At 39.6% G+C, this 13250-nt stretch carries 12 protein-coding genes; 8 read left to right on the top strand and 4 right to left on the bottom strand.

Features of this window, described 5'->3' with window-relative positions:
• The first annotated feature begins 33 nt into the window (after window positions 1-33).
• A complete protein-coding gene (leuC, locus tag CVT18_RS00990) occupies window positions 34-1299 on the top strand; it encodes a 3-isopropylmalate dehydratase large subunit (RefSeq protein WP_103629248.1) in 1266 nt (421 codons plus the stop codon).
• 325 nt (window positions 1300-1624) lie between these two features.
• On the opposite strand, the gene CVT18_RS00985 is transcribed toward leuC, so the two are convergent.
• Window positions 1625-1882: a SemiSWEET family transporter gene (locus CVT18_RS00985; protein WP_021091682.1), complete on the bottom strand. Its 258-nt coding sequence runs from the start codon at window positions 1880-1882 to the stop codon at window positions 1625-1627.
• A 127-nt stretch (window positions 1883-2009) separates the two neighbouring features.
• Between CVT18_RS00985 and CVT18_RS00980 the strand changes: the two genes are divergently transcribed.
• From CVT18_RS00980 to CVT18_RS00950, 7 genes are all read left to right on the top strand, one after another.
• Window positions 2010-2498, top strand: a complete 489-nt coding sequence (locus tag CVT18_RS00980; RefSeq protein ID WP_103629249.1) for a hypothetical protein — start codon at window positions 2010-2012, stop codon at window positions 2496-2498.
• Window positions 2499-2603: 105 nt separating this feature from the next.
• Window positions 2604-3179, top strand: a complete 576-nt coding sequence (locus CVT18_RS00975) for a molybdenum cofactor guanylyltransferase (RefSeq protein ID WP_087586027.1) — start codon at window positions 2604-2606, stop codon at window positions 3177-3179.
• Window positions 3169-4137: a phospholipase A gene (locus CVT18_RS00970; protein ID WP_234410248.1), complete on the top strand. Its 969-nt coding sequence runs from the start codon at window positions 3169-3171 to the stop codon at window positions 4135-4137. Before CVT18_RS00975 ends, CVT18_RS00970 begins: the two co-directional genes overlap by 11 nt.
• 166 nt (window positions 4138-4303) lie before the next feature.
• Complete coding sequence (locus tag CVT18_RS00965) at window positions 4304-5698, top strand: GntP family permease (protein ID WP_107824119.1); 1395 nt, start codon at window positions 4304-4306, stop codon at window positions 5696-5698.
• On the top strand, window positions 5695-6828 hold the full coding sequence (locus CVT18_RS00960; RefSeq protein WP_107824118.1) for a glycerate kinase: 1134 nt from the start codon (window positions 5695-5697) through the stop codon (window positions 6826-6828). Before CVT18_RS00965 ends, CVT18_RS00960 begins: the two co-directional genes overlap by 4 nt.
• Window positions 6829-7019: 191 nt before the next feature.
• A complete protein-coding gene (locus CVT18_RS00955) occupies window positions 7020-7757 on the top strand; it encodes a 4Fe-4S dicluster domain-containing protein (protein ID WP_107824117.1) in 738 nt (245 codons plus the stop codon).
• Window positions 7758-7770: 13 nt separating this feature from the next.
• A complete protein-coding gene (locus CVT18_RS00950; protein WP_107824116.1) occupies window positions 7771-10761 on the top strand; it encodes a molybdopterin dinucleotide binding domain-containing protein in 2991 nt (996 codons plus the stop codon).
• Window positions 10762-10985: 224 nt separating this feature from the next.
• On the opposite strand, the gene CVT18_RS00945 is transcribed toward CVT18_RS00950, so the two are convergent.
• The 3 genes from CVT18_RS00945 to CVT18_RS10715 all read right to left on the bottom strand — a co-directional run bounded on the left by CVT18_RS00945 (window position 10986) and on the right by CVT18_RS10715 (window position 13172).
• Window positions 10986-12047, bottom strand: a complete 1062-nt coding sequence (locus CVT18_RS00945; RefSeq protein WP_107824115.1) for a tyrosine-type recombinase/integrase — start codon at window positions 12045-12047, stop codon at window positions 10986-10988.
• 76 nt (window positions 12048-12123) lie between these two features.
• Window positions 12124-12984, bottom strand: coding sequence for an AMIN domain-containing protein (locus CVT18_RS00940; RefSeq protein ID WP_107824114.1), 861 nt, complete (start codon window positions 12982-12984; stop codon window positions 12124-12126).
• A 5-nt stretch (window positions 12985-12989) separates the two neighbouring features.
• Window positions 12990-13172: a hypothetical protein gene (locus tag CVT18_RS10715; RefSeq protein ID WP_180378667.1), complete on the bottom strand. Its 183-nt coding sequence runs from the start codon at window positions 13170-13172 to the stop codon at window positions 12990-12992.
• Window positions 13173-13250: the final 78 nt, after the last annotated feature.

Below are 13250 nucleotides of genomic sequence, written 5' to 3'. Positions count from 1 at the left end.
GTTAAAATCGCCTCAAAAATTTAAAGGAAATTTATGAAACAAACTATCACCGAGAAAATATTTTCAGATCATGTTGGCAAAGAGGTAAGCGCAGGAGAGATCATCGAAAGTAAGATCGATATGATCATAGGCAACGACATCACGACACCTATTTCGATCAAGCAGTTTGAGCGAAGCGGCGCTAAAAAGCTAGCTAACCCAGACGGCTTTGCCATCGTGATGGATCACTACATCCCGACAAAAGATATCTTAAGCGCCAACCAAGCCAAAATTTCACGTGAATTTGCCTACAAACACGACCTTAAAAACTATTTTGACGAAAAAGATATGGGCATCGAGCATGCACTTTTACCTGAAAAGGGGCTGGTCATCCCAGGCGACGTCATCATCGGCGCAGATAGCCACACCTGTACACACGGCGCTCTTGGGGCATTTAGTACCGGCATGGGTAGCACCGACCTAGCTTATGCGATGATCACTGGTAAAAACTGGTTTAAAGTGCCTGAGAGCATCAAGGTCATATTTAAGGGCAAGCTTGATAAGCACGTTTACGGCAAGGATCTCATCCTTGAGATCATCCGTCAAATAGGCGTTGATGGCGCACTTTACAAGGCGCTTGAGTTTAGTGGCGAAGTGATAGAGGGCCTTAGCATGGATGATAGATTTTCTATGTGTAACATGGCGATCGAAGCTGGTGGCAAAAGCGGTATCATCGCGGTTGATGAGATCACAAAAGAGTTTTTAAAAGATAAAAATTTACGCGATAAACCAAAATTTTTCTACTCAGACGAGGGTGCAAAATACGACAAAATTTTAGAGATAGATGTCACAAACCTTGATCCAGTTATCGCATATCCATTTTTACCAAGCAACGGCAAGAGCGTAAGACAAGCGGTTCGTGACGATTTAGCTATCGATCAAGCATTTATCGGCTCATGCACAAATGGTCGTCTAAGCGACCTACGTATCGCTGCTGAGATACTAAAAGGCAAAAAAGTAGCCCGCAAAACAAGGCTCATCATCACTCCAGCGACACAAAAGATCGCAAGAGCTGCCGAGAAAGAGGGTCTTATCGACATTTTCATCGAAGCAGGAGCAGTTGTTAGCAACCCAACTTGTGGTGCTTGCCTTGGCGGATATATGGGAATTTTGGGTGCAAATGAGCGCTGTATCTCAACAACAAATAGAAATTTCGTAGGCCGTATGGGCGATAGGACGAGTGAAATTTATCTAGCTAACTCAGCTGTTGTGGCGGCGTCAGCGATAGCAGGTAAAATTGCTGATCCGCGTAATCTTTAGAAAATAGCGGCTCGTCTCGTGAGCGTTTTTAACGGAGCTAGTAAAAATTTAGCTCGATAGACTAAAATGTCTTATCTTTGCTAAATTTTTACGTCGCAACCCTTAAACCCATCTCACGATACTTTGCCTTATCTTTTTCGCAAAATTTGGCGAAATTCCTTCTTAAAATTTCATCACAACATCCAAATCTATCTTAAAATCTTGCCACTCTAAGCTCTTTTGCATAATCAAATAAATTCGAAAGCATTTTGTATAAATTAAATTTAGCTGGTAAATTTGCAAATTTATCGGCTATTTGTAGTATAAAAAGCTTGATGTTGGCGCATTAAAACGCTGTTATAGTTGCCAAAAGACCAAAGATTATACCTGGAAAGTTTGCAGCAGAAAGTGGATAGTCTTTTTTAGCTTTTAATAGGCCGTAACTTGTCCAGATTGTGCAGTTTAGTGCGGCTGCCAGTGGCTGTATAAAAGGCGTCTTGTTGCCGTCAAGGTTGCCCATTATTTGTGGGATGTATGAAAAGTACATAACAACTGATAGGCATGTGCCGATCCAGCCTAAAATTTGTAGATTTTTTTCACTCATTGCTTCTCCTTAAATAAAAGCGCCATTATATCTTTTTAAATCGTAGCAAGCAAATGGATAAAATAGCCATGATTTTTACTTCGATTAAGATGGCTTTAGTAAAATTGAGCATTTTAAAAGGATAAAAATGCCAGATATAGTATATGACAAAGCAAAATGGCATTGGGGTGCGAAAGATGCGCCGACTGATATACCGCATGAAAACGGTGCGACACACATTGCATTTTTCTTTCGCTGGTGCATGGAACACAAATTTTATTCAAAGGAATTTGCAGCAGATTTTGCGGACGATATAGCACAGATGGATGAAAATTTTAACTATCGTCAGTATCTTTTTGACGCTATGGACGGCGTACTTGGAAGCGCGGAGCTAAATACTGCTGGTAAAGCCTTTGCAAAAGCTTACTATACGACCGATCGGACAAAATTTGCCAAAATGTATGGTTGGTATTTGCAGGATTATACGGATTTTGTTTCGAAAAAATTTGGTAAAAAATACTTTGATAACGCCTATTTTTATATAGAAAACTCACAAGAAAACTATGCCTTGATCAAAGCTATCATAGATCATCGCTACGAGGAATTTTTAACAATAAAAAGGGCAAAGCAGGCTTAAAATTTTACAAGTAGCATAAACAAAAATAAGTTTTTATCACATATTTTTGGTAGATCAAAGCCGCTTTTAGCTAAATTTAGCCTCATAACTTTCTTAAGGGAAAAGATGCAAACTTGTGTGATTTTAGCAGGTGGCAAAAGCTCGCGTATGGGGCAAGATAAGACACTTTTGCCATTTGGTGGTTTTAAGACGCTTACTCATTATGAGGTTGCGAAATTTAGCAAAGTTTTTGGCGAAGTTTATGTAAGCTCAAAATTTGAGAAATTTAGCCCGCCACTAAAGCTTATAAAAGATGAAAATAGCAATAACTATTCGCCAATGCTCGCACTTTACTCCATTCTTAAAAATTTTGATCATAGTGTTTTTGTGATCCCAGCCGATATGCCATTTTTTGATCTTAAAAGCTTAGAGGAGCTTGTTAAATTTAAAGATGAATTTGACATGGTTGTGGCCAGTGATAATGAGCACATTCACTCGCTTTGTGGTTTTTTTAGTCCAAGGCTTGCCACTTTAGCTCATGAGTTTTATTTAAAAAATGAGCATAAAATCGGACTTTTGAGAAAAAGCTGTAAATGCAAAGTCGTAAATTTTAAAGATAGTGAGCAGTTTTTTAATGTAAATTTCCCTGACGAATACGAAATGGCAAAGAAAATCCAAGAAAAGAAGATAGATGATGAGTAAAATTTTATTATTTTTAAGCCTTAGTCTTAGTTTTTTGATAGCAAGTGAGCTAGATGATTTTAAAAGGGCACAAGAGCTGGAGCAAAGCGGCGATATAAAGGCTGCGATGCAAATTTATAAAGAGCTAGCCAAAAGCTCTTTAAACGAGCAAAACGTTGTGCAAAATGTGCAAGAGAGCGAGCTAGCGCCAAGAGAGGCGAAGCTAAAGCAAGCTGATCTTTTAAGAGAAGATAAAAGTGGTAAAAATTTACAAAATGCACTTGGTATCGAGCTTTATAAATTTAACTACCTTTTGCCAGTAACTTATGCTAAAAATGTGCCAAACGATGAGCGAAAAAGCGTTGAAACTAAGTTTCAAATAAGCCTTGCAAAGCCGTTATTTTATGACCTGTTTGGATTTAGAGAGAGCCTTGTGGCAGCCTACACGCAGACATCTTGGTGGCAGATAACAAGGACATCTGCGCCGTTTCGTGAGACGAACTATCAGCCAGAAATTTTTCTAAATTTTACTTCGCCAAAATATTTGGAGCAAATAGGTGTAAAAAACCTAAAATTTGGACTTTTGCATGAGTCAAACGGACGAGATGGTAGCAATTCAAGAAGCTGGAATAGAGCTTATGTGCAAAGTGATTTTGTTTTTGGCAAGCTTAGCATTTTGCCAAGAGCTTGGATGGTAGTGGGCAATAAGGGCGATAATAAAGATATATTAAAATACATCGGGCATGGCGATGTAAGGCTTAGCTACAACCTTAATGATCACATTTTTAGCCTAATGCTAAGAAATAACTTACATTTTGATAAAACAAATAAGGGTGCTGCTGAAATTTCATATATGTTTCCTATCTTCTCAACCGGAGTTTATGGCTATTTGCAGTATTTTACGGGATATGGCGAGAGTTTGATTGATTATAATAGGCATACTGATAAATTTGGTCTTGGTTTTGTTATTTTAAAATAAGCTAAAAATTTTGAACTTATAAAATGGCTAAATTTAGGCGAATAGTCATAAATTTACTCAAATATGTCAAAAAAATTTAATTAATCAAAAAACTTAAAAATATTAGAAAAAATACAAGCAAATTTTGCTAAAATCTTAAGCAAAATCTCAGAACAAAGGAGTTTTTATGAGCGGAATCTCACTAATTGTCTGTTTTATTGTAGCCATCATACTTATGATCGTTATGATCTCTAAGCTAAAAGTGCATCCATTTTTGGCACTTATGAGCATTTCTTTGGTTCTTGCGATCGTCGCGGGCATCGATCTGTCCAAGATCCCAGCGATGATAGGTGTCGGCTTTAGTGGCACATTTAAGAGTATCGGTATCGTTATTATCTTTGGAACGATCATCGGCACCGTGCTTGAAAAAACGGGAGCTGCTTTAAAGCTAGCTGATATGGTCGTGAAGTTAGTCGGACAAAAGCGTCCAGAGCTTGCTATGCTCATCATGGGCTGGGTTGTTGGCATACCGGTATTTTGTGATAGCGGATTTGTCGTTTTAAACTCTATTCGCGAGGCACTTTATAAGAAAATTTCAGCAAGCCCAGTCGCTATGTCAGTCGCACTTAGTGGCGGTCTATACGCATCTCACGTCTTCATCCCGCCAACCCCTGGCCCAATAGCAGCTGCAGGAACACTTGGTCTTGGCGGAAATTTACTCCTTGTTATCATCATGGGAACAGTCGTTTCAGTGCCTGTTTTGATAGCTGTTTATTTCTTTTCAAAGAGTGTTGGCAAAAGTGTGACTATCAGCGACAAAGATGCTGACGCTACTATCACAGCTAGCTACGAAGAGCTTTTAAAGAAATTTGGCACGCTACCTAGTGGATTTTTGAGCCTTGCTCCTATCATCATGCCTATCATTTTTATGGCGATTGGTTCTATTGTCGATGTTTTAGCAAAACAAGGCATGTTTGATAAAACGGCTCTCTTGCCAAAGATACTTTTATTTTTAGGAAACCCTATCATTGCTCTTGCAATCGGCGTGATCTTTTGCGTATTTTTATTAGTAGAAGCCAGAAAGATAAGAGAATTTGACCACATCACGAACGAATCTTTAAAGATCGCTGGACCGATACTCTTTATCACAGCAGCTGGCGGTGTTTTGGGCAATGTCATCACTGAGGCCGGCTTTGTAAATTTCATAAAAGAAAATGCAACCGCCATAAAAGCGATAGGAATTTTCTTCCCATTCATCATCTCGGCCGTACTAAAAACCGCTCAAGGAAGCTCGACCGTGGCTATCATCACGACAGCATCTATCATGGGCGCATTTAGCGCTGATAACTCGCTCATGCATACACTTGGCTTTACGACCGAGCTTTCAGCTGCGCTTTGTGTCATGGCGATAGCATCAGGTGCTATGTGTGTATCTCACGCAAATGACAGCTACTTCTGGGTTGTGACAAATTTTAGCAAGATGAGCGCAGAACAAGGATATCGCACACAAACAGCTATGACGTTTATAATGGGTATCGTTGGTATAATTAGCGTTTACATATTATCTTTGGTGCTTTTATGAGAATTTTAGTTGCGATTGATTCATTAAAAGGCTCACTTAGCTCGCTTGAAGCGGGCCTTGCTGTAAAAGAAGGGCTAGAAGAGATTGGCTGCGAGGTCGTTGTCAAGCCTATCGCAGATGGTGGCGAGGGTAGTGTAGAGGCGATGGCTGATGCACTTGGTGCGAAATTTATAGATACGATAGTTAAAAATCCACTTGGAATTGAAATTTTAGCTAGATATGCACTAAAAGATGACCTTGCTATACTTGAAATGTCAAGTGCTTCTGGCCTTACACTCATAAACCCAGACGAGAGAAATCCACTAAAGACTAGCACATTTGGTTTTGGTCAGATGATAAAAGATGCCATTGCTAAAGGCGCTAGAAAATTTATCATAGGCATCGGCGGAAGCGCGACAAATGACGCTGGTACAGGCATGCTTAGCGCACTCGGCTTTAAATTTTATGATAAAGATGGTGCTTTACTTGAAGGAAAAGGCGAGAATTTAGCCAAAATTTATGAGTTTACAGATGAAGATGCTTTAAAAGAGCTAAAGGAGTGCGAGTTTTTAATCGCCTGCGATGTAGACAATCCTCTTTATGGCATGAATGGATCAGCCCATGTTTATGCCCCTCAAAAGGGTGCAAATGGCCGTATGGTAAAAGAGCTTGATGATGGACTAAAACACTTTGCAACTCTTGTAAAGGAAAAGACTAATAGTAAATTTCACACACAAAAAGGCGCTGGTGCCGCTGGTGGACTTGGCTTTGCATTCGTGGCATTTTTAGGAGCGAAACTTCGCCCAGGTATCGAGATCATTACGCAGACTATCGCGCTTGAGGATGAGATCAAAAAGGCTGATCTAGTCATCACTGGCGAAGGTCGTATGGACTTTCAAAGCTCAATGGGCAAGACTCCGACTGGGGTTGCAAAACTAGCCAAAAAGTATCATAAGCCAGTGATCGCATTTGCTGGAAGCGTGCAAAAATGCGCCAAAGATTGCCACAAAAATGGGATTGATGCCTATTTTTGTATATTAAATGAGCCAGTAAGTCTTGAAGAAGCGATGAGAAAAGATGTCGCGATTAGAAATTTAAAGATGACAGCAGAGCAAGTCATTCGCCTTTATATGCTAAACTACAAAGCATAAATTTAAGAAGATAGAAGTTTATTTTCTATCTTTTTCCCACTTCTTTCTAAATTTTACTATCCAAATTCTATCTTTTAAGTGCTACAAAAATTCTCAAAATTTAATACATTTTGCAAAAATATAAAATAAACTTTAGAAAAAATATTTACTATGCTAAAATAAGAAAAAATTCTAAAAAAAAGGAGAATTTTATGCAACAGACCTTAAATTCTCGTCGCAGCTTCATTGCAGCTGCAGGATTATTTTTCGCTACGACCGCACTAAAGGCTGCACCAAAAGACTTTAGTGGTAGTAGTGTTCGCTACGGCATGGCGATAGATCTAACAAGATGTGTTGGATGTCAGTCATGTACTATGAGCTGTATGTTAGAAAACGACGTTCAGCCAGGCGCTTTTAGAACCATTGTTTCCGAGTACGAGGCAAGAGATAAGAGCGGTAAAATGGCAGTCATTGCGTCACTTCCAAGGCTTTGCAACCATTGCAACAATCCAGCCTGTATTAGTGTTTGTCCAACTGGTGCTAGCCATCAAAGAAGTAATGGCATAGTAAAGATTGATACAAAAGAGTGCATAGGCTGTGCGCTTTGCGTAGAGGCCTGTCCATATCACGCAAGATATCTTAGCCTGCATACCTATAAGGCCGATAAATGTACCTTTTGTGACCACAGACTAAGAGCAGGGCTTCAGCCAGCATGTGTAGAGAGCTGTGTGGGCGGTAGCCGTATAATAGGCGATCTTAATGATCCTAACTCAAATATTAGAAAATTTCTAGCCACACATGAGACTATGGTTATAGATAGCCCTAAAAATACAAATCCACAGGTGTTCTACCACGGTGTTAGTGAAATTTTGGCTAAAAACAATAAAAAACTCGAGCTTGATAATGGATATAAAAAGGTTATCAGCTGGAGCGAAGAGATAGCACAGTAAAAGGAAATAAATAATGCAAAGAAGAGAATTTTTAAAAAGATCAGCCGTGCTCTCAACACTAACCACGAGTGCTATGCTGGCAGATGAAGATAAGGACGACTATAAACCGCAGGCAAACTCGCTAGAGCCCGAATTTAGCGTAAAAGATGACAAAATTTCACTTAGTGATGGACATAGTGTTATCTTTTCGATGTGCCATGGCTGTACGACGAAGTGTGGCATAAGGCTTCATGTGGACGATAAAAACGACCGAGTTTTAAGATGTAGTGGCAACCCATACCACCCACTTTCAAACGTACACTGGGCAAATTTTGACACATCGATAAATGACGCACTTCTTGCCACAACACTAAGTGGCGAAGACGAAAAGCGAGCCACAGTTTGCGCTAGAGGAGCGATATTGCCTGAGATGATAGACTCACCTGCAAGGATACTAACGCCACTAAAGAGAGTTGGCAAAAGGGGTGAGGGAAAGTGGAAGAGCATAAGCTTTGAGCAGCTAGTAGAAGAGGTAGTGGAGGGCGGAGATCTCTTTGGTGAGGGGCATGTTGATGGGCTAAGAGCAATATATAGCGACGAGCTAATCGATAGCGAAAACCCAGAGTACGGTACCAAACGCAATCAATTTTTAAGTTTTTATCTATATGACGGGCGCTCTGACATCGTTGATCGCTTTGTCAAAAAGTCATTTGGCACTATAAATCACTACTCGCACGGCGGAATTTGTGGTGGTGGCTTTAGGGTCGGTGGTAAGATTGCGCACAACGCAAAGGGCTTTGCACATACAAAACCAGACTATGAAAACTCTAAATTTGTCATCTACTGGGGCACTTCGCCGTCAAATGGTGGCAACCCTTTCCAAAAACAGGCAAAAATGCTCTCTTACGCAAGAGGCACTAGAGATGACTTTAGCTACGCAGTGGTCGATCCAAGCGTTACAAATGCTGTAAAATACGCCTCTTCGGACAAAGGCCGCTGGATAGCGATAAAGCCAGGCACCGACTCAGCTCTAGCTATGGCGATGATACGCTGGATCATAGAAAATGAAAAATACGCTACAAACTACCTTATCCAGCCAAATTTAGACCAAGCAAAGCTAGCAGGCGAGATACACTGGTGTAATGCCACGCATCTAGTTATCACCGAAAAAGGTCACAAAGACTACGGCAAATTTGCACTTATCAACAATGAATGGCAGGTTTGCTCACAAGATGGTAAGATACAAAGCTACAAGGTAAATGAACCAGCCAAGCTTTATTACAAAGGCAAAATTTTAATAGATGGCAAAAAGGTTGAGGTAAAGAGCTCAATGCAGCTTTTAAAAGAGTCAGCCTATAAGCACAGCTTAGAGGAGTACTCAAAAATTTGTGGTGTAAGCGTTGAAGATATCATCTGGCTTTGCGAAAATTTCACCAAAAATGGCAGACAGGTGAGCACAAACGTGCATGGCGGTATGATGCATACGCAAGCTGGTATGACTACTTTTGCGATCCTTTGTCTAAACACGCTCATGGGCACTTATGGCTACAAAGGCGGCAATGTCAATGCAAGTGCCGGCACACACGAGTTTTTAAAGGGCAGATATGACCTTGAGAGCTTTGAGGGCGCTTATAAGCCAAATGGTCTAAATTTATCAAGATCAGGCAAATACTACGAAACAAGCTCTGAGTATAAGCGCAAAGTAGCAGCTGGCGGCAGCGGCTATCCATCAACTCAGCCATGGTATCCTATCTCTATGCCACTTGTAAACGAAACGCTTACGAGTCACAAGGCCGGCTATCCATACAAAGTAAAAGTTTTCATAAACTACATGACAAACGTACTTTACGGACAAGCAGGACTTGAAAGAGCGGTCTTAGACGTGCTAAAAGATAGTAAAAATTTACCACTTTTTGTGGGCATCGACGCCTTTATGAACGAGACAAACGCCTATGCTGACTACATCGTGCCAGATGGGGTAAATTTAGAAAACTGGGCACTTCCAAACTCTCTTTGGGGAACGATTGCTAAAACTTCAGTCGTGCGCTATCCAGCCGTTAGCTCAAAGCAGGCAAAGGATAAAAACGGCAGCGTGATCGACGTTGAGGCATTTTATATAGCCGTGGCAAAGAGGCTTGGACTAAAAGGCTTTGGCAAAAATGCCTTCAAAGACAAAGACGGAAATTTCATGGACCTTGACGTAAAAGAGCAGTATTACGCGGCTGCACTAGCAAATTTAGCCTTTGACGGCGAGGGTGTGAAAGATATAAGTGACGAGGACAAAAAGCTTAGTAAGATATCAAGAGTGATGACAAAACTCGATCCTTATCTAAAAGACGAAGAAAAACCAAAAGTGGCGCATATACTAGCAAAAGGTGGCAGATATGGTAGCTACGAGAGCGCATATAAGGGTGATAAAGCAACCGTAAAAGTACCAGCGCCTACGCCAGCTTCTATCTACTATGAGCCACTTGGTGGACACAGACACTCAATAACAGGCGAATTTATGCCAGGAGTGCCAAGTCTGATGCTACCAGTAGCAAGTGATGGCACACCGCTTGAGAAATTTTTCCCACGCTCTGAGTGGAAATACGTAGTGAGCTCAAGAAAGTCAAATATCCAACACTTCTACACCTTTGTTAGTCCAAGGCTAAGATCTGTTCATCCTAAGAATTTCATAAGGATAGCACCAGATGTTGCAAGTGAGCAGGGCATTCGCTCAGGCGATAAGGTTAAAGTGACTACGCCTTATGGTGCGCAAGTTGGTGAGGCATTTGTGACAGACGGCGTTGCTAGCGGGGTTATTAGTATCGAGCATGGATTTGGTCATGATGAGTTTGGTATAAGAACGCACATCGTCGATGGAAAGCCAGCTTTTGGGATCGCAAATTTAGAAAAAGGGGTCAATCATAATAAGCTTGGACTTCTTGATCCAAAAAGAAATGGCGAATTTAGTTTAAATGACTGGTTGGTTGGCACTTGCGCTAGACAAGCACTTCCTGCAAAGATAAGAAAGATCGGCTAGTTTGATATAAATTTGGCGAGTAGAATAAAATTTGCTTGCCAAATTTCACTTTTTGTAAGAGCTTTTGCCTAGTGGATTGTAAATTTAGATACAGATCAAGCTTTTAGGCTGCTTGCAAGCTAAAATTTCCTCATATATTTATAGGGTTTCATAGTTAAATTTAATGTTTTAAATTTTACATGAGTTAAATTTAGTATTGCTAGTTTGCTTTGGTTTTAAGCGCTCTAGTTTGCTAAATCCTCAGCTACTTTTGCAGCGAGTTTTAGCTTGTCGCTATCAAAGTGAGTGTAAATTCGTGAGGTATTTAAGCTTGCATGACCTAGAGCTTCTTGCACCAAAACAAGGTCCTTTTGCTTTTTGTAAAGCATCGTTGCAAAGGTGTGGCGCAGCATGTGGGCACCATTTTTCTCTTTTCTGATGCCAGCTTTAAATAAAATTTGCTCAACTATGCGGCTAACATAAGCCTGCGTAAGCCTGGTGCCTTTTTTATTGATGAAAAGATAGCCTTCTTTGTTGATGTAGTTTATCGCGATTGCGTTTAGATGAGCTTCGATTAGGTGGCGTTTTATCATAACGATGCGATATTTGTTGCCTTTGCCCCGAATCCTAATGATAAAAAGATCGCCATCTTCAGTGATGTCTTTTCGTTTTAAGTTTAGGGCCTCGCTTACGCGAATGCCAGTAAAAATTATCGTTTTTATTATGAGCTTATTGCGATTTGAGTTTTGCTTAAAGTCGCTTTGTTCGATCGCATCTAGAAATTTCTTGACCTCATCTTCACCCATAAACTCAGGCAGCTTTTGCCCTTTGTTACCGCTCACTCCGCCCCAGTTTTTTAAATTTATATCAAAAACATGGGCCTTGCCATCCTCTTCGTTTTGTTTGTCTAAAAACGCAAAGAAATTTATTACTGAGATGCGGTAATTTTTCTTACTAGCGTCGCTTAGCCCGCCAGTCGTGCTAGCTAGTATTTCGCTTAGTAGCTCTTCATCGATCTGCTTTAGGCTGCTAAGCTCGTAAAATTTCATCGTTTCATATATTTTTTTAAGTGGATTAAAGTAGGTATTTATGCCAGTAAGTCCTGCATTTCTTGCGCTTTTTACCAAGCCATCAAGCTGATCAATATTCTTTACTTCGCGGCTTAGAGCGTAATTCACACTTGCAAGTGCTTTTGGATCTCTAAGCTCTTTATTCGAAAGTGAGCTTAGCTTAAATTTGACATAGCGAGTGAGCCAAAATATGAATGAGTTTTCAAAATTATCTTTACAATCAAGTGGATATTTCAAACCAATAGCCTTAAATTTTTATTTTGAAAAGTATTATATTTGAAATTTTATAAAATCTACTCTTTTTAAAATTCAACTATAAAAGCTTAAGCGCATATCCATTTTCAGTGGCTTCAAGCTTATATTTATGCATCTTATCAAGTTCTAAAACCACTCTGAAATATCTATCATGCCAGCCTATGATCACATTTTTAAAATATTCATTTTCAAGTTTTAAGCTCTTAGTTTTAAAACTTCTTGGCGGCCTTGCAAAGTCAAGAACAATCTTATTTTTCTCATAAGCAAAATGCTTTAAATTCTTAGCTTTTGTAGCGATTTTTAGCTCTTTGTCGTTGGCTAGAAAGCTTATAAAACCTAGAAATTTAACATCTTTTCCATTTTTTACACTATCAACTGGCTTTGCACTAGGCTCGATCTTTATCTCGACTACCTTGTGTTCAGGCTTTATGGTAGTTTCTTTTGTTTTGTCTGTGCTAAGATCGATCACTACAACATTTGGAGTTGGCATATCTGAAGTTTTGTTTCTATCTTTATTTGAAATTTTAGTTTCATTTTTTTCTATTATCACGGGAGTGCTTACTTTTTGGCTAGGCATATTTGCCATTGTGACCGAAACATCTAGCTTTTTTGCCACGACTGGTTCTGGATTTTTTACCTTATTTAAAGCAAATTCATCGCTGTAATCGATAGTTTTATTTATATCGGCTAGTCTTTTTTCCTTTATGGTACCGTCATTTGCTCTATATCTTATGGTGACATCTAGTAAGAGTGCCGCATCGCTTGGAAATTTAAACGAAAGAGAATCAAAGCTATCAAATTTTTCTATGATATTTGTTGTCATAACGCTTGTATTTAGCTCGCTAATAGGCATAAATGGGTTCTCTCTAGCAAAGACGCTTGCTGCAAATATAGATAAAACTAACCAAAATTTTTTCATCATTCCTACTTTTTATTAAAGTCTGGCTCAAGGCCTTGTAATTCAAAATAATCTTTTTGTAGACGCGCGTTCATTTTTTTTAAAATTTCCACGTCCTCGCTAAGCCTCTCTTTTTTGCTCTGAAGGCTTAACATAACATCAAGTGAGCGTTTGCCAAACATCATATTGCCTACATAAAAAGCAAACATAGCCACACAAATGGTGGCTATGACGTAGCGTAATGTCGGTCTAATGTATTTTAAAATTTTATGAAATATGCCATCGGT

This window comes from Campylobacter concisus (assembly GCF_003048405.1).
GTDB classification, from domain to species: domain Bacteria; phylum Campylobacterota; class Campylobacteria; order Campylobacterales; family Campylobacteraceae; genus Campylobacter_A; species Campylobacter_A concisus_Q.
This window is presented reverse-complemented; position numbering and strand designations above follow the sequence as displayed.